Annotated in this window: 19 protein-coding genes; 18 read left to right on the top strand and 1 reads right to left on the bottom strand. The window is 72.6% G+C overall.

Translation table 11 applies throughout. The features are described from left to right. The first annotated feature begins 36 nt into the window (after nucleotides 1-36). The 4 genes from HHL19_RS25735 to nusB all read left to right on the top strand — a co-directional run bounded on the left by HHL19_RS25735 (nucleotide 37) and on the right by nusB (nucleotide 3,162). Entirely contained in the window at nucleotides 37-924 is an 888-nt protein-coding gene (locus HHL19_RS25735) for an AAA family ATPase (RefSeq protein ID WP_169092712.1), read from the top strand. Nucleotides 925-993: 69 nt separating this feature from the next. Then, entirely contained in the window at nucleotides 994-2,106 is a 1,113-nt protein-coding gene (locus tag HHL19_RS25740) for a M24 family metallopeptidase (RefSeq protein WP_169092713.1), read from the top strand. Nucleotides 2,107-2,155: 49 nt separating this feature from the next. Then, entirely contained in the window at nucleotides 2,156-2,722 is a 567-nt protein-coding gene (gene efp / locus HHL19_RS25745) for an elongation factor P (protein ID WP_169092714.1), read from the top strand. A 2-nt stretch (nucleotides 2,723-2,724) separates the two neighbouring features. Next, entirely contained in the window at nucleotides 2,725-3,162 is a 438-nt protein-coding gene (nusB, locus tag HHL19_RS25750) for a transcription antitermination factor NusB (RefSeq protein WP_169092715.1), read from the top strand. Nucleotides 3,163-3,341: 179 nt separating this feature from the next. Here the strand turns inward: nusB and bldD are convergent, their stop codons facing one another. Continuing rightward, the gene (gene bldD / locus HHL19_RS25755) at nucleotides 3,342-3,842 is read right to left on the bottom strand and encodes a transcriptional regulator BldD (RefSeq protein ID WP_169092716.1); all 501 of its coding nucleotides are present in this window, start codon (nucleotides 3,840-3,842) and stop codon (nucleotides 3,342-3,344) included. Nucleotides 3,843-4,099: 257 nt separating this feature from the next. Between bldD and pyrR the strand changes: the two genes are divergently transcribed. From pyrR to HHL19_RS25825, 14 genes are all read left to right on the top strand, one after another. Beyond that, nucleotides 4,100-4,663: a bifunctional pyr operon transcriptional regulator/uracil phosphoribosyltransferase PyrR gene (pyrR, locus tag HHL19_RS25760; RefSeq protein WP_169092717.1), complete on the top strand. Its 564-nt coding sequence runs from the start codon at nucleotides 4,100-4,102 to the stop codon at nucleotides 4,661-4,663. An 85-nt stretch (nucleotides 4,664-4,748) separates the two neighbouring features. After that, nucleotides 4,749-5,735 carry an aspartate carbamoyltransferase catalytic subunit gene (locus HHL19_RS25765; protein WP_169092718.1) on the top strand — a complete coding sequence of 329 codons (987 nt, stop codon included), beginning with the start codon at nucleotides 4,749-4,751 and terminating at the stop codon, nucleotides 5,733-5,735. A gap of 2 nt (nucleotides 5,736-5,737) precedes the next feature. Continuing rightward, nucleotides 5,738-7,024 carry a dihydroorotase gene (locus HHL19_RS25770; RefSeq protein WP_169092719.1) on the top strand — a complete coding sequence of 429 codons (1,287 nt, stop codon included), beginning with the start codon at nucleotides 5,738-5,740 and terminating at the stop codon, nucleotides 7,022-7,024. Beyond that, nucleotides 7,021-7,602, top strand: coding sequence for a hypothetical protein (locus HHL19_RS25775; protein ID WP_346768484.1), 582 nt, complete (start codon nucleotides 7,021-7,023; stop codon nucleotides 7,600-7,602). The genes HHL19_RS25770 and HHL19_RS25775 overlap by 4 nt, the downstream gene beginning before the upstream one ends. After that, nucleotides 7,599-8,738, top strand: coding sequence for a glutamine-hydrolyzing carbamoyl-phosphate synthase small subunit (carA, locus tag HHL19_RS25780; RefSeq protein ID WP_169092720.1), 1,140 nt, complete (start codon nucleotides 7,599-7,601; stop codon nucleotides 8,736-8,738). Before HHL19_RS25775 ends, carA begins: the two co-directional genes overlap by 4 nt. Then, nucleotides 8,731-12,039 carry a carbamoyl-phosphate synthase large subunit gene (gene carB / locus HHL19_RS25785; RefSeq protein WP_169092721.1) on the top strand — a complete coding sequence of 1,103 codons (3,309 nt, stop codon included), beginning with the start codon at nucleotides 8,731-8,733 and terminating at the stop codon, nucleotides 12,037-12,039. Before carA ends, carB begins: the two co-directional genes overlap by 8 nt. Before the next feature lie 55 nt (nucleotides 12,040-12,094). Then, the gene (locus HHL19_RS25790) at nucleotides 12,095-13,207 is read left to right on the top strand and encodes a quinone-dependent dihydroorotate dehydrogenase (protein ID WP_169092722.1); all 1,113 of its coding nucleotides are present in this window, start codon (nucleotides 12,095-12,097) and stop codon (nucleotides 13,205-13,207) included. Further along, complete coding sequence (gene pyrF / locus HHL19_RS25795; protein WP_169092723.1) at nucleotides 13,204-14,049, top strand: orotidine-5'-phosphate decarboxylase; 846 nt, start codon at nucleotides 13,204-13,206, stop codon at nucleotides 14,047-14,049. Before HHL19_RS25790 ends, pyrF begins: the two co-directional genes overlap by 4 nt. A gap of 306 nt (nucleotides 14,050-14,355) precedes the next feature. After that, nucleotides 14,356-14,679, top strand: coding sequence for an integration host factor (locus HHL19_RS25800; RefSeq protein ID WP_030493613.1), 324 nt, complete (start codon nucleotides 14,356-14,358; stop codon nucleotides 14,677-14,679). 73 nt (nucleotides 14,680-14,752) lie between these two features. Then, nucleotides 14,753-15,316: a guanylate kinase gene (gene gmk / locus HHL19_RS25805; RefSeq protein WP_169092724.1), complete on the top strand. Its 564-nt coding sequence runs from the start codon at nucleotides 14,753-14,755 to the stop codon at nucleotides 15,314-15,316. 46 nt (nucleotides 15,317-15,362) lie between these two features. Continuing rightward, nucleotides 15,363-15,635, top strand: a complete 273-nt coding sequence (rpoZ, locus tag HHL19_RS25810) for a DNA-directed RNA polymerase subunit omega (protein WP_018564174.1) — start codon at nucleotides 15,363-15,365, stop codon at nucleotides 15,633-15,635. A 107-nt stretch (nucleotides 15,636-15,742) separates the two neighbouring features. Then, entirely contained in the window at nucleotides 15,743-16,957 is a 1,215-nt protein-coding gene (gene coaBC, locus HHL19_RS25815) for a bifunctional phosphopantothenoylcysteine decarboxylase/phosphopantothenate--cysteine ligase CoaBC (RefSeq protein WP_169092725.1), read from the top strand. 261 nt (nucleotides 16,958-17,218) lie between these two features. Continuing rightward, nucleotides 17,219-18,427 carry a methionine adenosyltransferase gene (gene metK, locus HHL19_RS25820; protein ID WP_169092726.1) on the top strand — a complete coding sequence of 403 codons (1,209 nt, stop codon included), beginning with the start codon at nucleotides 17,219-17,221 and terminating at the stop codon, nucleotides 18,425-18,427. A 97-nt stretch (nucleotides 18,428-18,524) separates the two neighbouring features. Continuing rightward, nucleotides 18,525-20,663, top strand: coding sequence for a primosomal protein N' (locus HHL19_RS25825; protein WP_169092727.1), 2,139 nt, complete (start codon nucleotides 18,525-18,527; stop codon nucleotides 20,661-20,663). Nucleotides 20,664-20,682: the final 19 nt, after the last annotated feature.

The raw sequence follows: 20,682 nt of genomic DNA on the forward strand, positions 1-20,682 counted from the left end.
GCCGACGCACAGGCCGACGAGACGGAGTGGCACCGGATGCAGCACGCAGTGGGGGGACCGCTGCCCTCGCCCGAACGGCCGGGCCCGGGGCCCGGCCCGATCCCGGCCGGCGGACACGGCCCCGTGCCCCCGGCCCCGCAGAGCGCGCCCTACCCGGGACCGCCGTCCGGCGTGCCCGGCGGGCGGCTCGGCGTGCACCCGGCCGTCCAGCCCGGTCCGCCCCAGGCCGCCCCTGGCGGCGCGCCCTGGGGCGCCGCTCCCGGAGCCGTACCCCCGCACCCCCCGGGGGCGATACCCCCGCACGCGACCGGGGCCGTGCCCCTCGCGCCGCCCGTGCCGGTCGTCGAGCACCGGCCCGGCACCGGGGGCGCGACGCTCGCCGTGCTGCTCATCGGGCCCGCCGGCGCCGGCAAGACGACCGTCGCCCGGCACTGGGCGACCCGCCGGCCCGTCCCCACCGCCCACATCAGCCTCGACGACGTGCGGGAATGGGTCTGCTCCGGCTTCGCCGACCCGCAGTCGGGGTGGAACGAGCACTCCGAGGCGCAGTACCGGCTGGCCCGCCGCACCTGCGGCTTCGCCGCCCGCAACTTCCTCGCCAACGGCATCTCCTGCATCCTCGACGACGCCGTCTTCCCCGACCGGCCCGTCGTCGGCCTCGGCGGCTGGAAGCGGCACGTCGGCCCCGGTCTGCTGCCGGTGGTCCTCCTCCCCGGCCTGGAGGTCGTCCTGGAGCGCAACGCCCAGCGCGCCGGCAACCGGCGCCTCTCCGACGAGGAGGTCGCCGCGATCCACGGCCGGATGGCCGGCTGGTACGGCTCCGGGCTGCCGATCATCGACAACTCCGCGCTCGACGTGGACTCCACCGCCCGGCTCATCGACGAGGCCCTGGCCCGGGCGATCGCCGCGCCGCCCACCGGCTGACCGGCGGGCGCTCCCCGGTCGGACGCCGCCGACAGGCCGGGCCGGGGCCCGGCTCGTAGGCTCGGAGGCATGTCACAGGTGTATGCGGACCGCCGGGTCAGGCTGCGCGACCGGGTCGCGGCAGCGGGCAGCGCGGCGGCCCTGGTGTCCCGTCCCGCCAACGTCCGCTATCTGGCGGGCGGCGCCCCGCCCGGCGCCGTCCTCCTCGTCGGCCCCGAGCCCGGCGCGGACCTGCTGATCCGGCCGCTCGCGGCCGACGGCGAGCCCCTCGACGGGCGGCTCGACGAAGCGCTCCGGCAGCAGCAGCTGCCGCTCGGCGGCGGCGACCCGGCCGTCTCCGCCGCCGAACTCGCCCGCCGCTCCGGCGCCGACGGGCTCGCCGTCGAGGAACACGACCTGACGGTGGCCCGCCACCGCAGCCTCGCCGCGGCCGCTCCCGGCCTCCGCCTCGCCGACCTCGCCTGCGCCGTCGAACAGCTCAGGGTGGTCAAGGACGAGGACGAGATCGGCTGTCTGCGGATCGCCGCCGAGATCGCCGACCAGGCCCTCGGCGAGCTCCTGGAGTCCATCCTCGTCGGCCGCACCGAACGCCACCTCGCCCTCGAACTGGAGCGGCGGCTCGTCGACCACGGCGCCGACGGGGCCGCCTTCCCCACCTCCGTCGCCACCGGGCCGCACTCCGGCCGGCGCGGCCACCGGCCCACCGACCGCCGGGTCGAGGAGGGCGACTTCCTCTCCGTCTGCCTCGGCGCCGACTACCACGGCTACCGCTGCGAGATCGGCCGGACCTTCGTCATCGGCACCGCGCCCGCCGACTGGCAGATCGAGCTGTACGAGCTGGTCTTCGCCGCCCAGCGGGCCGGTCGGGAGTCCCTCGTGCCCGGCGCCGGGTACCGTGACGTGGACCGCGCGGCCCGCCAGATCCTCGACGCGGCAGGCCATGCGGAGACTGCCGTTCCGCTCACCGGACACGGGGTCGGGCTCGAAATCGACGAGGACCCGCAGCTGTCCCCCTCGGCCATGGGTAAACTGGACGCTTGTGTGCCGGTCACCGTCGAACCGGGGGTCCACCTCCCGGGCCGGGGCGGGGTCCGGATCGATGACACGCTCGTCGTGCGCCAGGAGGCGGACGGCGGACCCGAGCTACTCACCATCACGACCAAGGAGCTGCTCGCGCTGTGAGGCGCGTACGCCTCCTCGGTCCCACGTCAGTCCAGGAGATTCCGCAACCGTGGCTTCCACGAACGACCTCAAGAACGGCATGGTGCTCAAGCTCGAAGGCGGCCAGCTCTGGTCCGTCGTCGAGTTCCAGCACGTCAAGCCCGGCAAGGGCCCGGCCTTCGTGCGTACCAAGCTCAAGAACGTGCTGTCCGGCAAGGTCGTCGACAAGACCTTCAACGCGGGTGTGAAGGTCGAGACGGCCACCATCGACCGCCGGGACATGCAGTTCTCCTACATGGACGGCGAGTACTTCGTCTTCATGGACATGGAGACCTACGACCAGCTGCACGTCGACAAGAAGGCCGTCGGCGACGCCGCGAACTTCCTCATCGAGGGTTTCACGGCCTCCGTCGCGCGCCACGAGGGCGAGGTGCTCTACGTGGAGCTCCCGGCCGCCGTCGAGCTGGTCATCGCCGAGACCGAGCCGGGCGTCCAGGGCGACCGCTCCACCGGTGGCACCAAGCCCGCCAAGCTGGAGACCGGCCACCAGATCCAGGTCCCGCTCTTCGTCACCACCGGTGAGAAGGTCAAGGTCGACACCCGCGACAGCAGCTACCTCGGCCGGGTGAACAGCTAACCGTGGCCGCCCGGAGCAAGGCCCGCAGGCGGGCCTTCCAGATCCTGTTCGAGGCCGACCAGCGCGGCACTTCGGTCCAGGAGGTCCTCGCGGACCAGATCCGGCTCCACCGTGCCGACGAGCGTCAGCCCGCGGTCGGTGACTTCACCATGCAGCTGGTCGAGGGATACGCCCAGTACGTGGCCCGGATCGACGAGCTCATCGCCACCTACGCGGTGGACTGGGACCTCGACCGGATGCCGGCCGCCGACCGGAACATCGTGCGCCTCGGCGCGTACGAGCTGATCTGGGAGGACGGCACGCCGGACGCGGTGGCCATCGACGAGGCCGTGCAGCTCGCCAAGGAGTTCTCCACGGACGACTCCCCGGCCTTCGTCAACGGTCTCCTCGGGCGCTTCAAGGACCTGAAGCCCCGACTTCGCCGCGACGTGGACGCCTAGTCCCGCACACGGCCCTGCGAAGGGGCCCGCCGCACCGCACGGTGCTGCGGGCCCCTTCGCGTTGGTTGGTCCGAACGGGTGAAAGGTGCGCTCGGACGGCACGGAAAAGCGCCGGGCCCGTGGCGTCGGATGACGTCCACGGGCCCGGCGGCACGTTTCTGCAGGTGGTGCGGAGGAGGTCAGTTCTCCTCGTGGGTGACCGCGCGGCGCGCGTCCGCGTCGAGCACGCCCCAGCTGATCAGCTGCTCGGTGAGGACCGAGGGGGACTGGTCGTAGATGACGGCCAGGGTGCGCAGGTCGTCCTGGCGGATCGACAGCACCTTGCCGTTGTAGTCGCCGCGCTGCGACTGGATCGTCGCCGCGTAGCGCTGGAGGGGGCCGGCCTTCTCCTGCGGGACGTGGGCCAGGCGCTCCAGGTCCAGGACCAGCTTCGGCGGGGGCTCGGCGGCGCCGCCGGGGGTCGTACCGGGCAGCAGTTCCTGCACCGGCACGCCGTAGAAGTCCGCCAGCTCGGCCAGACGCTGTACGGTCACGGCGCGGTCGCCGCGCTCGTACGAGCCGACCACCACGGCCTTCCAGCGGCCCTGGGACTTCTCCTCCACCCCGTGGAGGGACAGGCCCTGCTGGGTGCGGATGGCGCGGAGTTTGGCCCCGAGCTGCTTTGCGTATTCGCTGGACATAACGCTCCCGGACGCTGTGACGACATGCGGCTGCGCCGCGCGGCTGGTAACTCACTGTGAGGTTACGCAGCGTTACTCTTTCCCGTCAAGCCGAAAGGGGCTCGCCACCCCCTCCCGGGGGACGGTCCGCCGCAGGTCGGAGCGGGGGAGAGGGAGGCCCGGGAATGCCTGTGCGAGCGCCCCTGCTAGAGTGGACGCCGTACATCCGACGTCCTTTAAGAACCGTCCTGTGAGGCGGAGAAGGAGGTCCTTTCTTCATGGACACGCACGAGCACACCGATGTGGCACGGCCCGTTCTCGAGGCCCCCGACATCGCCCGGGTCCTGACCCGGATCGCCCACGAGATCGTCGAACGCGCCAAGGGCGCCGACGACGTGGTCCTCCTCGGCATTCCCACCCGCGGCGTCTACCTCGCCCGCCGGCTCGCCGAGAAACTCGAATCGATCACCGGTGCCTCGATCCCGGTCGGTTCCCTCGACATCACCATGTACCGCGACGACCTCCGGTTGAAGCCGGCGCGCGCCATCGGCCGCACCGAGATCCCCGGAGACGGCGTCGACGGCCGCCTCGTCGTCCTCGTCGACGACGTCCTCTTCTCGGGCCGCACCATCCGCGCCGCCCTCGACGCCCTCGGCGACATCGGCCGCCCCCGCGCGGTCCAGCTCGCCGTCCTCGTCGACCGCGGCCACCGCGAGCTGCCGATCCGCGCCGACTACGTCGGCAAGAACCTCCCCACGTCGCTGCGGGAGACCGTCAAGGTCCAGCTCGCCGAGGAGGACGGTCGCGACACCGTCCTGCTCGGCGGCAAGTCCGCCTCCTAGCCGGACCGGCCACCCCGCGGAGCCCGGGCACCCCGCCCGCGCCCCCGCATGCCCTGATGCCTCCCCACCCCGGAGAGAAACCCCGATGATGCGTCACCTCATCTCGGCCGCCGACCTCACCCGCGACGACGCCGTCCTGATCCTCGACACCGCCGAGGAGATGGCCCGGGTGGCCGACCGGCCCATCAAGAAGCTGCCGACCCTCCGCGGCCGGACCATCTGCAACCTGTTCTTCGAGGACTCCACCCGCACCCGGATCTCCTTCGAGGCCGCCGAGAAGCGCCTCTCCGCCGACGTCATCAACTTCGCGGCCAAGGGCTCCAGCGTCTCCAAGGGCGAGTCGCTGAAGGACACCGCGCAGACCCTGGAGGCGATGGGCGTCGACGCCGTCGTCATCCGGCACAGCGCCTCCGGCGCCCCCTTCCGCCTCGCCACCTCCGGCTGGATCGACGCCCCCGTCATCAACGCCGGCGACGGCACCCACCAGCACCCCACCCAGGCCCTCCTGGACGCCTTCACCATGCGCCGCCGCCTCGTTGGCCGCGACGCCGGCCTCGGCCGGGACCTGGCCGGCAAGCGCGTCACCCTGGTCGGCGACGTCCTGCACAGCCGGGTCGCCCGCTCCAACGTCGACCTGCTGCACACCCTCGGCGCCGAGGTCACCCTGGTGGCCCCGCCCACCCTCGTCCCCGTCGGCGTCGAGACTTGGCCCTGCGAGGTCTCGTACGACCTCGACAGCGTGCTGCCGAAGTCCGACGCGGTGATGATGCTGCGTGTGCAGCGCGAACGGATGAACGCCGCCTTCTTCCCCACCGAGCGCGAGTACTCGCGCCGCTACGGGCTTGACGGCGAGCGGATGGCGAGGATGCCCGAGCACGCCATCGTCATGCACCCCGGCCCCATGGTCCGCGGCATGGAGATCACCGCCGAGGTCGCCGACTCCGACCGCTGCACGGTCGTCGAGCAGGTCGCCAACGGCGTCTCCGTCCGCATGGCCGTCCTCTACCTGCTGCTCGGCGGCTCCGAGCCCGCCGTCGCCCCCGCCACCACCCGTACCGAGGAGAGCAAGTAAAGATGAGCAAGATCCTTATCCGTGGTGCGAAGGTGCTGGGCGGCGAGCCGCAGGACGTCCTGATCGACGGCGAGACCATCGCCGCGGTCGGCACCGGCCTGTCCGCCGAGGGCGCGACCGTCGTCGAGGCCGAGGGCCGGATCCTCCTCCCCGGCCTCGTCGACCTCCACACCCACCTGCGCGAGCCCGGCCGCGAGGACTCCGAGACCGTCCTCACCGGCACCCGCGCCGCCGCCTCCGGCGGCTACACGGCCGTCTTCGCCATGGCCAACACCCACCCGGTCGCCGACACCGCCGGCGTCGTCGAGCAGGTCTACCGGCTCGGCAAGGAGGCCGGCTACTGCGACGTGCAGCCCATCGGCGCCGTCACCGTCGGCCTGGAGGGCAAGAAGCTCGCCGAGCTCGGCGCCATGCACGACTCCGCCGCCGGCGTCACCGTCTTCTCCGACGACGGCAAGTGCGTCGACGACGCCGTGATCATGCGCCGCGCCCTGGAGTACGTGAAGGCCTTCGGCGGCGTCGTCGCCCAGCACGCCCAGGAGCCCCGCCTCACCGAGGGCGCCCAGATGAACGAGGGCATCGTCTCCGCCGAGCTCGGCCTCGGCGGCTGGCCGGCCGTCGCGGAGGAGTCGATCATCGCCCGCGACGTCCTCCTCGCCGAGCACGTCGGCTCCCGCGTCCACATCTGCCACCTCTCCACCGCCGGCTCCGTCGAGATCGTCCGCTGGGCCAAGTCCCGCGGCATCGACGTCACCGCCGAGGTCACCCCGCACCACCTCCTCCTCACGGACGAGCTGGTCCGCACGTACAACCCGGTCTACAAGGTCAACCCGCCGCTGCGCACCGAGCGCGACGTGCTGGCCCTGCGCGAGGCCCTGGCCGACGGCACCATCGACATCGTCGCCACCGACCACGCCCCGCACCCGCACGAGGACAAGGACTGCGAGTGGGCCGCCGCCGCCATGGGCATGGTCGGCCTGGAGACCGCGCTCTCCGTCGTCCAGCAGACGATGGTGGAGACCGGCCTCCTCGACTGGGCCGGCGTCGCCGACCGGATGTCCGCCGCCCCGGCCCGCATCGGCCGCGCCACCGGCCACGGACGGCCCGTCTCGGCTGGTGAGCCCGCGAACCTGGTCCTGGTCGATCCGGCTTACCGTGGGACGGTGGACCCCGCGGACTTCGCCTCCCGCAGCCGCAACACCCCCTACGAGGGCCGTGAGCTGCCGGGTCGCGTCACCCACACCTTCCTGCGGGGCCGGGCAACGGTCATGGACGGGAAGTTGGCGTGACACACACCATCGCAAGCGCGGCCCTCGCCGCGGAGCAGAAGTCGGCCGAGGTGACCGACTGGGCCGGCCGCATCGGCTGGGTCGTCGGACTCCTGCTCTTCGTCGCCTTCGTCTACTGGCTGATGCGCCAGGGCTGGAAGTGGCGCGGCAGCCTCCAGTCGGACCTCCCGCCGCTCCCCGAGGTGCCGGAGACGACGGGTGACGCCAAGCTGACGATGGAGGGCCGCTACCACGGCTCCACCACCGCCGGGCAGTGGCTCGACCGGATCGTCGCCCACGGCCTCGGCACCCGCAGCCGCGCCGAGCTCACGCTCACCGAGGCCGGGATCTCGGTCGTCCGCCCCGGAGCGAACGACTTCCTGATCCCCGCCGCCGCCCTGCGCGAGGCCCGTCTCGACAAGGGCATCGCCGGCAAGGTCCTCGCCGAGGGCGGGCTCCTGATCGTCACCTGGGAGCACGGCTCCACCCTCCTCGACTCCGGCTTCCGCTCCGACCGGGCCGCCGAGCACACGGCCTGGGTCGAGGCCATCAACTCCATGAACCCCGCAACCACCACGACGGAAGGCATCGCACGATGACGACCTCCACAAGGGGAGCCCAGGCTCCCGCCGTACTCGTCCTGGAGGACGGCCGCACCTTCCGCGGCCGCGCCTACGGGGCCGTGGGGGAGACCTTCGGCGAGGCCGTGTTCTCCACCGGCATGACCGGCTACCAGGAGACCCTCACCGACCCGTCGTACGACCGCCAGATCGTCGTCGCCACCGCCCCCCAGATCGGCAACACCGGCTGGAACGACGAGGACGACGAGTCCAGCCGCATCTGGGTCTCCGGCTACGTGGTCCGCGACCCCGCCCGCATCCCGTCGAACTGGCGCGCCAAGCGCAGCCTCGACGACGAGCTGGTCGCCCAGGGCGTCGTCGGCATCTCCGGCATCGACACCCGCGCCCTCACCCGCCACCTGCGCGAGCGCGGCTCCATGCGCGCCGGTGTCTTCTCCGGCGAGGCCCTCGCCCCCGAGGCCGAGCTGCTCGCCCGCGTGCAGGCCCAGCCGCACATGAAGGGCGCCAGCCTCTACGAGGAGGTCGCCACCAAGGAGCCGTACGTCGTCCCCGCGATCGGCGACAAGAAGTTCACCGTCGCCGCGATCGACCTCGGCATCAAGGGCATGACCCCGCACCGGATGGCCGAGCGCGGCATCGAGGTCCACGTGCTGCCCGCCACCGCCACCGCCGACGACGTGTACGCGGTGAACCCGGACGGCGTCTTCTTCTCCAACGGCCCGGGCGACCCGGCCACCGCCGACGGCCCGGTCGCGCTCATGACCGCCGTCCTGGAGCGCAAGACCCCGCTCTTCGGCATCTGCTTCGGCAACCAGATCCTCGGCCGCGCCCTCGGCTTCGGCACCTACAAGCTGAAGTACGGCCACCGGGGCATCAACCAGCCCGTCCAGGACCGGACCACCGGCAAGGTCGAGGTCACCGCGCACAACCACGGCTTCGCCGTCGACGCGCCCCTCGACAAGGTCTCGGAGACCCCCTTCGGCCGCGCCGAGGTCTCCCACGTCTGCCTGAACGACAACGTCGTGGAGGGCCTGCAGCTGCTCGACCAGCCCGGCTTCTCCGTCCAGTACCACCCCGAGGCGGCCGCGGGCCCGCACGACGCCGCGTACCTCTTCGACCGCTTCGTGACCCTCATGGAGGCCGAGCGTGCCTAAGCGCACCGATATCCAGTCCGTCCTGGTCATCGGCTCCGGCCCGATCGTCATCGGCCAGGCCGCCGAGTTCGACTACTCCGGCACCCAGGCCTGCCGGGTCCTCAAGGCCGAGGGCCTGCGGGTCATCCTGGTCAACTCCAACCCGGCCACGATCATGACCGACCCGGAGATCGCCGACGCCACCTACGTCGAGCCGATCACCCCCGAGTTCGTCGAGAAGATCATCGCCAAGGAGCGCCCCGACGCCCTCCTGCCCACCCTCGGCGGCCAGACCGCGCTCAACACCGCGATCTCCATGCACGAGCAGGGCGTCCTGGAGAAGTACGGCGTCGAGCTCATCGGCGCCAACGTCGAGGCCATCCACAAGGGCGAGGACCGCGACCTCTTCAAGGGCGTCGTCGAGGCCGTCAACGCCAAGATCGGCCACGGCGAGTCCGCCCGCTCGGTCATCTGCCACTCCATGGACGACGTCCTCAAGGGCGTCGACGAGCTGGGCGGCTACCCCGTCGTCGTCCGCCCCTCCTTCACCATGGGCGGCGCCGGCTCCGGCTTCGCCCACGACGAGGAGGAGCTGCGCCGCATCGCCGGCCAGGGCCTCACGCTCTCCCCGACCACCGAGGTGCTCCTGGAGGAGTCCATCCTCGGCTGGAAGGAGTACGAGCTGGAGCTCATGCGCGACAAGCACGACAACGTCGTGGTCGTCTGCTCCATCGAGAACTTCGACCCGATGGGCGTCCACACCGGCGACTCCATCACCGTCGCCCCGGCGATGACGCTCACCGACCGCGAGTACCAGATCCTCCGCGACATCGGCATCGCGATCATCCGCGAGGTCGGCGTCGACACCGGCGGCTGCAACATCCAGTTCGCGGTGAACCCCGACGACGGCCGCGTGATCGTCATCGAGATGAACCCGCGCGTCTCCCGCTCCTCGGCGCTCGCCTCCAAGGCCACCGGCTTCCCGATCGCCAAGATCGCGGCCCGGCTCGCCGTCGGCTACACCCTGGACGAGATCCCGAACGACATCACGGAGAAGACCCCGGCGTCCTTCGAGCCCACGCTCGACTACGTCGTGGTCAAGGCCCCGCGCTTCGCCTTCGAGAAGTTCCCCTCCGCCGACTCCACGCTGACCACGACCATGAAGTCGGTCGGCGAGGCCATGGCCATCGGCCGGAACTTCCCCGAGGCCCTCCAGAAGGCCCTGCGCTCCCTGGAGAAGAAGGGCTCGCAGTTCGCCTTCACCGGCGAGCCCGGCGACAAGGCGGAACTCCTCCGCGAGGCGGTCCGCCCCACCGACGGCCGCATCAACACCGTCATGCAGGCGATCCGCGCCGGCGCCACCCCCGAGGAGGTCTTCGACGCCACGAAGATCGACCCGTGGTTCGTCGACCAGCTCTTCCTGATCAAGGAGCTCGCCGACGAGCTGGCCGGCGCCGAGAAGCTGGAGCCCGCGCTCCTCGCCGAGGCCAAGCGCCACGGCTTCTCCGACGCCCAGATCGCCGAGATCCGCGGCCTGCGCGAGGACGTCGTCCGCGAGGTCCGGCACGCCCTCGGTGTCCGCCCGGTCTACAAGACGGTCGACACCTGCGCCGCCGAGTTCGCCGCGAAGACGCCGTACTTCTACTCCTCCTACGACGAGGAGTCCGAGGTCGCGCCGCGCGAGAAGCCCGCCGTGATCATCCTCGGCTCCGGCCCGAACCGCATCGGCCAGGGCATCGAGTTCGACTACTCCTGCGTCCACGCCTCCTTCGCCCTGAGCGACGCCGGCTACGAGACCGTGATGGTCAACTGCAACCCGGAGACCGTCTCCACGGACTACGACACCTCCGACCGCCTGTACTTCGAGCCGCTGACGCTGGAAGACGTGCTGGAGATCGTCCACGCCGAGTCCCTCGCGGGCCCGATCGCCGGCGTCGTCGTCCAGCTCGGCGGCCAGACCCCGCTCGGCCTCTCCCAGGCCCTCAAGGACAACGGCGTGCCGGTCGTCGGCACCTCCCCGGAGGCCATCCACGCCGCCGAGGACCGCGGCGCCTTCGGCCGCGTCCTGGAGGAGGCCGGCCTGCCGGCCCCCAAGCACGGCACCGCCACCACCTTCGCCGGCGCCAAGAAGATCGCCGACGAGATCGGCTACCCGGTCCTGGTCCGCCCCTCGTACGTGCTCGGCGGCCGCGGCATGGAGATCGTCTACGACGAGGCGCGCCTGGAGGCGTACATCGCCGAGTCCACCGAGATCAGCCCCACCCGGCCGGTCCTGGTCGACCGCTTCCTCGACGACGCCATCGAGATCGACGTCGACGCCCTCTACGACGGCACCGAGCTCTACCTCGGCGGCGTCATGGAGCACATCGAGGAGGCCGGCATCCACTCCGGCGACTCGGCCTGCGCCCTCCCCCCGATCACCCTCGGCGGCTTCGACATCAAGCGGCTGCGCGCCTCCACCGAGGCCATCGCCAAGGGCGTCGGCGTCCGCGGACTGATCAACATCCAGTTCGCCATGGCCGGCGACATCCTCTACGTCCTGGAGGCCAACCCGCGCGCCTCCCGGACCGTGCCCTTCACCTCCAAGGCCACCGCCGTCCCGCTCGCCAAGGCCGCCGCCCGCATCTCGCTGGGCGCCACCATCGCCGAGCTGCGCGCCGAGGGCCTGCTGCCGAAGACCGGCGACGGCGGCACCCTGCCGCTCGACGCGCCGATCTCCGTCAAGGAGGCCGTGATGCCGTGGTCGCGCTTCCGCGACGTGCACGGCCGCGGCGTGGACACCGTCCTCGGCCCGGAGATGCGCTCCACCGGCGAGGTCATGGGCATCGACGCCGTCTTCGGCACCGCCTACGCCAAGTCGCAGGCCGGCGCCTACGGCCCGCTGCCCACCAAGGGCCGCGCCTTCATCTCGGTCGCCAACCGCGACAAGCGCTCGATGATCTTCCCGGCGCGCGAGCTGGTCGCCCACGGCTTCGAGCTGCTCGCCACCTCCGGCACCGCCGAGGTCCTCAAGCGCAACGGCATCAACGCCACCGTCGTGCGCAAGCTCAGCGAGGGCGAGGGCCCGGACGGCGAGAAGACCGTCGTCCAGCTCATCCACGACGGCCAGGTCGACCTGATCGTCAACACCCCGTACGGCACCGGCGGCCGCCTCGACGGCTACGAGATCCGTACGGCGGCGGTGTCCCGCGGCGTCCCGTGCCTCACCACGGTCCAGGCGCTCGCCGCGGCCGTCCAGGGCATCGACGCCCTCAACCACGGCGACGTCGGCGTCCGCTCCCTCCAGGAACACGCCGAACACCTGACCGCGGCCCGCGACTAGCAGCCACCGAGGGGGACACCGGAAACGGTGTCCCCCTCTTCATGAGGACACCACCATGTACAAGCTCTTCTTCCAGCTCGTCTTCAAGCGCATGGACCCCGAGCAGGCCCACTACCTCGCCTTCCGCTGGATCCGGCTCGCGGCCCGCGTCCCCGTCCTGCGCACCTTCGTCGCGGCCGTCCTCGCGCCCCGGTACGAGGAGCTGCGCACCGAGGCCCTGGGCCTGCGGATGCACGGCCCGTTCGGCCTCGCCGCCGGCTTCGACAAGAACGCAGTCGCCATCGACGGCATGGCGATGCTCGGCTTCGACCACGTCGAGATCGGCACGGTCACCGGCGAGGCCCAGCCCGGCAACCCCAAGAAGCGGCTCTTCCGCCTCGTCCCGGACCGGGCCCTGATCAACCGCATGGGCTTCAACAACGAGGGCTCCGCCGCCGTCGCCGCCCGCCTCCACGCGCGCGTGCCCGTCTTCAGGACGGTCGTCGGCGTCAACATCGGCAAGACCAAGGTCGTCGAGGAGGCCGACGCGGCCGCCGACTACGTGAAGTCCACCGAGCGGCTCGCCGCCCACGCCGACTACCTCGTCGTCAACGTCTCCTCGCCGAACACCCCCGGCCTGCGCAACCTCCAGGCCACCGAGTCGCTCCGGCCGCTGCTCACCGCCGTCCGCGAGGCCGCCGACCGCACGGTCACCGACCGCCGCGTCCCGCTCCTGGTGAAGATCGCCCCCGACCTCGCCGACGAGGACGTGGACGCCGTCGCCGACCTCGCCGTCGAGCTCGGCCTGGACGGCATCATCGCCACCAACACCACCATCGCCCGCGAGGGCCTCGGCCTGGCCTCCGCCCCGGCGCTCGTCCAGGAGACCGGCGGCCTCTCCGGCGCCCCCCTCAAGGAGCGCTCCCTGGAGGTCCTGCGCCGCCTGTACGCGCGCGTGGGCGACCGGATCGTCCTGGTGGGCGTCGGCGGCATCGAGAACGCCGAGGACGCCTGGCAGCGCATCCTCGCCGGCGCCACCCTGATCCAGGGCTACAGCGCCTTCATCTACGAGGGGCCGTTCTACGCCCGCGCCATCCACAAGGGCCTCGCCGCGCGGCTCGCGGCCTCCCCGTACGCCACGATCGCCGAGGCCGTCGGCGCCGACCACCGAAAGGCCGCCACACGATGACCCTCTCCTTCGGCACCCGCCTGCGCTCCGCCATGGACGCGCGCGGCCCGCTCTGCGTCGGCATCGACCCGCACGCCTCCCTGCTCGACTCCTGGGGCCTCGGCGACGACGTCGCGGGCCTGGAGCGGTTCACGTACACCGTGGTCGAGGCGCTGGCGGAGACCGTCGCCGTCTTCAAGCCGCAGGCTGCCTTCTTCGAGCGCTTCGGCTCGCGCGGCATCGCCGTCCTGGAGCGCGCCACCGCCGACCTGCGGGCCGCCGGCGGCCTGGTCGTCATGGACGCCAAGCGCGGCGACATCGGCTCCACCATGGCCGCCTACGCGGAGACCTTCCTGCGCAAGGACTCCCCGCTCTTCTCCGACGCGCTCACGGTCTCCCCGTACCTCGGCTACGGCTCCCTGAAGCCGGCCGTCGACCTGGCCCGCGAGTCCGGCGCCGGCCTCTTCGTCCTCGCGCTCACCTCCAACCCGGAGGGTGCCGAGGTCCAGCGCGCCGTGCGCACCGACGACCCGGCCGGCCGCACCGTCGGCGCGACGATGCTCGCCCACCTCGCGGAGGAGAACGCGGGAGAGACCCCCATGGGCTCCTTCGGCGCGGTCGTCGGCGCCACCCTCGGCGACCTCTCCTCCTTCGACCTCGACATCAACGGTCCGCTGCTCGCCCCCGGCATCGGCGCCCAGGGCGCGACCCCGGCCGACCTCCCGGCCGTCTTCGGGGACGCGGTCCGCAACGTGGTCCCGAACGTGAGCCGCGGCGTGCTGCGCGCCGGACCGAGCGCGTCCGCCCTGCGGGACGCGGCGACGCGCTACGCGGACGAGATCCGGGCCGCCGTCGCCGGCTGACCCCGCCGACCCGCCTCCGGGCCATCCCCGCAGGTGGGAGCGGACGGCGACCCCGGGCCACGTCCCGTCGTGCCACTTGACGAAATCTTGGCAGAAATCCGGGTCGTTATGCCGGAAAAGTCCCGGTCGGCAGAGGCTGACCAGGACTTTTCCGCTGTTCTCGCTGACTGGAGCGGCCACGGCCGCTAGTCTCCGGGGCAGGGCAGGCGTCCGACGGCCACGTCGTCGGGCGTTGCTCCACTGGTGTGGCTCGACCAGGCCTCACCGGTCCGTATCCGACAGATCGACATCCGAGGTGACGTAGGCGTGGCTCTTCCGCCCCTTACCCCTGAACAGCGCGCAGCCGCGCTCGAGAAGGCCGCCGCGGCTCGCCGGGAGCGGGCCGAGGTCAAGAATCGACTCAAGCACTCCGGCGCCTCCCTCCACGAGGTCATCAAGCAGGGCCAGGAGAACGACGTCATCGGCAAGATGAAGGTCTCCGCCCTCCTTGAGTCCCTGCCCGGCGTCGGCAAGGTCCGCGCCAAGCAGATCATGGAGCGGCTCGGCATCTCCGAGAGCCGCCGCGTCCGCGGTCTCGGCTCCAACCAGATCGCCTCCCTGGAGCGCGAGTTCGGCGGCGCCGGCGCCTGACCCGGCGCACCGGTGGGTGCCCGATCAGGGACACGCGTCCCGGGCACCCCGGCGATACTGGAATAATCGCCGCATGGCAGCAGAGGTACGTCCGCGGCTGACCGTGCTCTCCGGCCCCTCAGGGGTCGGCAAGAGCACGGTCGTCGCTCATATGCGCAAGGTCCACCCCGAGGTCTGGCTCTCGGTGTCGGCCACGACACGAAAGCCCCGCCCCGGCGAGAAGCACGGCGTCCAGTACTTCTTCGTCTCGGACGACGAGTTCGACAAGCTGATCGCCAACGGCGAGCTCCTCGAGTGGGCCGAGTTCGCGGGCAACCGCTACGGCACCCCCCGCAGCGCGGTCGTCGACCGCCTGGAGAAGGGCGAGCCCGTGCTCCTGGAGATCGAACTCCAGGGCGCGCGCCAGGTGAAGGAGTCCATGCCGGACTCCCGGCTGGTCTTCCTGGCCCCGCCGAGCTGGGAGGAGCTGGTCCGCCGGCTCACCGGCCGCGGCACCGAGTCGCCCGAGGTCATCGAGCGACGCCTGGCGGCCGCCAAGATCGAACTCGCCGCCGAGTCGGAGTTCGACACCACGCTCGTCAACACCTCCGTCGAGGACGTCGCACGCGAGCTGCTAACGTTGATGCACGTAGTCTGATCTTTCTGATCTTTCTGATCTTTTATCCATCTTCGGAAGGTAGAGCGTGTCCTCTTCCATCACCACGCCCGAGGGCATCATCAACCCGCCGATCGACGAGCTGCTCGAGGCCACGGACTCGAAGTACAGCCTCGTGATCTACGCGGCCAAGCGCGCGCGTCAGATCAACGCGTACTACTCGCAGCTCGGTGAGGGCCTGCTGGAGTACGTGGGTCCCCTCGTCGACACCCACGTCCACGAGAAGCCGCTCTCGATCGCCCTGCGCGAGATCAACGCGGGTCTGCTGACCTCCGAGGCCGTCGAGGGCCCCGTCCAGTAAGCGTTGCGTTCGTCACTCCAGGCCCGGCGGTCCTTCCGCCGGGCCTGTGGTGTCTCATGGAGTCGTACGCAATCCGAGAGCGCGCACCCGCGTGGGGAGAGGCAGCCGTGACCAAGCCGAAGGTCGTCCTGGGCGTGAGCGGCGGGATCGCCGCCTACAAGGCGTGCGAGCTGCTGCGCCGGCTCACCGAGTCGGGCCACGACGTCCGCGTCGTCCCCACCGACTCCGCGCTCCACTTCGTCGGCGCCGCCACCTGGTCCGCGCTCTCCGGCAACCCCGTCTCCACCGAGGTCTGGGAGACCGTCCACGAGGTGCCGCACGTCCGCATCGGCCAGGGCGCCGACCTCGTCGTCGTCGCCCCCGCCACCGCCGACATGCTCGCCAAGGCCGCCCACGGCCTCGCCGACGACCTCCTCACCAACACGCTGCTCACCGCGCGCTGTCCGGTCGTCTTCGCCCCCGCCATGCACACCGAGATGTGGGAGCACCCGGCCACCCAGGAGAACGTGGCCACGCTCCGCCGCCGCGGCGCCGTCGTCATCGAACCCGCCGTCGGCCGCCTCACCGGCGTCGACACCGGCAAGGGCCGGCTCCCCGACCCCGGCGAGATCTTCGAGGTCTGCCGCAGGATCCTCGCCCGCGGCGTCACCGCCCCCGACCTCGCGGGCCGCCATGTCGTGGTCAGCGCCGGCGGCACCCGCGAGCCCCTCGACCCGGTCCGCTACCTCGGCAACCGCTCCTCCGGCAAGCAGGGCTACGCCCTCGCCAAGGCCGCCGCCGCCCGCGGCGCCCGGGTCACCCTCGTCGAGGCCAACACCGGCCTCCCCGACCCGGCCGGCGTCGACGTCGTCCACGTCGGCACCGCCGTCCAGCTCCGCGAGGCCGTCCTCAAGGCCGCCGCCGACGCCGACGCGGTCGTCATGGCCGCCGCCGTCGCCGACTTCCGCCCGGCCGCGTACGCCACCGGCAAGATCAAGAAGACCGACGACGGGGGCGCGCCCACCATCGAGCTGGTCCGCAACCCCGACATCCTCGCCGAGCTCTCCGCCGACCGCGCCCTGCCCGGCCAGGTCGTCGCCGGCTTCGCCGCCGAGACCGACGACGTGCTCGCCAACGGCCGCGCCAAGCTCGCCCGCAAGGGCTGCGACCTCCTCGTCGTCAACGAGGTCGGCGAGCGCAAGACCTTCGGCTCGGAGGAGAACGAGGCCGTGATCCTCGCCGCCGACGGCACCGAGACCTCGGTCCCGTACGGCCCGAAGGAAGCCCTCGCCGAGACCGTCTGGGACCTCGTCCTGCCCCGCCTGCGGGAGCTCTCCGCCTGACACCGGGGGAGGGCTCCACCGCGTCCAGAGAAGGTCCGGGGTGCGCGAAACGCCGGGGCGCGAGTGATCTCCGCCCTACGGAACGTGCTCCCCGGACCCCTCCCGCGGCCGGTTCGCCCCACCTGATCGCATTCGTCAGGCGAGACACCTGGTCCATCCGGCGACCCGGCCCGATAGACTGTCCGTGGAACGTCGCGGGGCGCAGCCCCCTGCCGGTCCGCGAAGAGATAGCCAGCAGCCGCTGCAACCCCAGGGAGCGTTGTGTCCCGTCGTCTGTTCACCTCGGAGTCCGTCACCGAGGGACACCCCGACAAGATCGCTGACCAGATCAGCGACACCATCCTCGACGCGCTGCTCCGGGAGGACCCCACCTCCCGCGTCGCCGTCGAGACGCTGATCACCACCGGCCTCGTGCACGTCGCGGGCGAGGTGACCACCAAGGCGTGGGCGGACATCCCCACCCTCGTGCGCAACAAGATCCTCGAGATCGGGTACGACTCCTCGAAGAAGGGCTTCGACGGCGCCTCCTGCGGCGTCTCGGTCTCCATCGGGTCGCAGTCCCCCGACATCGCGCAGGGCGTGGACACCGCCTACGAGAAGCGCGTCGAGGGCGACGAGGACGAGCTGGACAAGCAGGGCGCCGGCGACCAGGGCCTGATGTTCGGCTACGCCTCGGACGAGACCCCCGAGCTGATGCCGCTGCCGATCCACCTCGCGCACCGGCTCTCCCGCCGCCTCACCGAGGTCCGCAAGAACGGCACCATCCCGTACCTGCGCCCCGACGGCAAGACCCAGGTCACGATCGAGTACGACGGCGACAAGGCCGTCCGCCTCGACACGGTCGTCGTCTCCTCGCAGCACGCCTCGGACATCGACCTCGACTCGCTGCTCGCGCCCGACATCCGCGAGTTCGTCGTCGAGCACGTCCTGAAGGAGCTCGTCGAGGACGGCATCAAGCTCGACACCGACGGCTACCGCCTGCTGGTCAACCCGACCGGCCGCTTCGAGATCGGCGGCCCGATGGGCGACGCCGGCCTCACCGGCCGCAAGATCATCATCGACACGTACGGCGGCATGGCCCGCCACGGCGGCGGCGCCTTCTCCGGCAAGGACCCGTCGAAGGTCGACCGCTCGGCCGCCTACGCCATGCGCTGGGTCGCCAAGAACGTCGTCGCCGCGGGCCTCGCCTCCCGCTGCGAGGTCCAGGTCGCCTACGCCATCGGCAAGGCCGAGCCCGTCGGCCTCTTCGTCGAGACCTTCGGCACCAACGCCGTCGACAACGAGAAGATCGAGAACGCCATCGGCGAGGTCTTCGACCTCCGCCCGGCCGCGATCATCCGCGACCTCGACCTGCTCCGCCCGATCTACTCCCAGACCGCCGCCTACGGCCACTTCGGCCGCGAGCTGCCCGACTTCACCTGGGAGCGCACCGACCGCGTCGACGCCCTCAAGAAGGCCGCCGGCCTGTAGCCCACCCGCACCACCCCCCGGAAGCCCGGCACCCCACGAGGGACGCCGGGCTTCCGGCGTACTCCCGCTGTCCGAGCCGTCTGGTAGGTATGGGGCTGTGAGCAGCGAGAAGGGGAACGGGGAGAGCGGCGAGGGGCCCGAGCAGCTTGCGCTCATCCGGGAGACCGTGCGGAAGGCGAAGGTGCCGAAGGCGAAGCCTCGGACGTGGCGGGGGGCCGCGCTCGCCAAGGAGCTGCCGGTCGCGCGGGTGGTGGTGAACAAGGGGGTGCTGCACCTCGACCAGTTCTTCGACTACGCGGTGCCCGAGGAGCTCGACGAGGTCGCGCGGCCGGGTGTGCGGGTGCGGGTGCGGTTCGGGGCCGGTTCGGGGCAGGTGCGGGGCGGGCGTCGGGAGGGCGGGCGGCTGATCGACGGGTTCCTCGTCGAGCGGCGGGCCGTGTCCGACTACTCCGGGCCGCTGGCCGCGCTCGCCGACGTCGTGTCGCCCGAGCCGGTGCTCGGGCCCGAGCTGCTCGCGCTCGCGCGGGCCGTGGCCGACCGGTACGCGGGCAGCCTCGCCGACGTGCTGCAGCTCGCCGTGCCGCCGCGCAACGCCGCCGCCGAGCGGCGGGCCTCGCCCGCGCCGCTGCCGGCGCCCGGGCCGCCGGAGCCGGGCACCTGGGGGCGGTACGAGCAGGGGCCGGCGTTCCTGGAGTCGCTGGCGCGCGGCGGGACGCCCCGGGCGGTCTGGACGGCACTGCCGGGGCCGCACTGGGCCGAGGAGATCGCCCGCGCGGTCGCCGCCACGCTCGCCTCCGGGCGCGGCGCCCTCGTCGTCGTGCCCGACGGGCGGGCCGTCGGCCGCGTCGACGCGGCGCTGACCGCCGTCCTGGGGGAGGGGCGGCACGCGGTGCTCACGGCCGAGGCCGGGCCCGAGAAGCGGTACGAGCAGTGGCTCGCCGTGCGGCGCGGCTCCGTGCGGGCCGTCGTCGGCACCCGAGCCGCCATGTTCGCGCCCGTCCGGGACCTGGGCCTCGTCGTCATCTGGGACGACGGCGACGGCAGCCACAGTGACCCGCACGCCCCGCAGCCGCACGCCCGCGAGGTGCTGCTGCTGCGCGCCGCGCACGACCGGTGCGCCTTCCTGCTCGGCGCCACCGGCTGCACCGTGGAGGCCGCGCAGCTCGTCGAGTCCGGCTGGGCCCGGCCGCTCGCCGCGAGCCGCGAGGAGGTGCGCAGGGCCGCGCCCCGGGTGCGTACCGTCGGCGACGACCTGCTCGCCAGGGACGGGGCCGCCCGGGCCGCCCGGCTGCCGTCGCTCGCCTGGGAGACCCTGCGGGACGGGCTGCGCGCCGGACCGGTGCTGATCCAGGTGCCCCGGCGGGGGTACGTGCCCCGGCTCGCCTGCCAGCAGTGCCGGACGCCCGCCCGCTGCCGGCACTGCGCCGGGCCGCTCGAAGCCCCCGACCAGCGCGAGCTGCACTGCGGCTGGTGCGGGCGCGAGGCCCCCGACTGGCACTGCGAGGCGTGCGGCTCGACCCGGCTGCGCGCCCAGGTCGTCGGCGCCCGCAGGACCGCGGAGGAGCTGGGCCGGGCCTTCCCCGCCGTACCGGTACGCACCTCCGGCCGCGATCACGTCCTGGACCGGGTCCCGGACCGCCCCGCCCTCGTCGTCTCCACCCCCGGCGCCGAACCGGTCGCCGACGGCGGCTACGCGGCGGCGCTGCTGCTCGACGGCTGGGCCCTGCTCGGCCGCCCCGACCTGCGGGCCGGCGAGGAGGCGCTGCGCCGCTGGATGGACGCGGCCTCGCTGGTCAGGGGGCAGGCGGACGGCGGCACCGTGGTGGTGGTCGCCGAGCCGACGCTGCGGCCCGTGCAGGCGCTCGTCCGCTGGGACCCCGTCGGGCACGCCCAGCGGGAGCTGGCCGAGCGGGCCGAGCTGGGCTTCCCGCCGGTCTCCCGGATGGCCGCGGTCACCGGGCCGCCCGAGTCGGTGGCGACCTTCCTCGCGGGCGCCGCGCTGCCCATGGACGCGGAGGTCCTCGGGCCGGTGCCGCTGCCGGTGGTCCGCCCGGGGTCCGTCCGCCGGCCCGGCGACCCGCCGCCCGGCGAGCAGTGGGACCGGGCGCTCGTCCGGGTCCCGCCGGGCAGTGGCGCGGCGCTCGCGCAGGCCCTCAAGCGCGCCCGGGCGAGCCGTCAGGCGCGCGGCACCGGCGACCCCGTCTGGGTCAGGGTGGATCCGCCGGACATCGGCTGACGGACGACGGAGCGGACAC

Origin of the sequence: Streptomyces sp. R302 (assembly GCF_012927245.1) — a bacterium.
GTDB lineage: Bacteria > Actinomycetota > Actinomycetes > Streptomycetales > Streptomycetaceae > Streptomyces.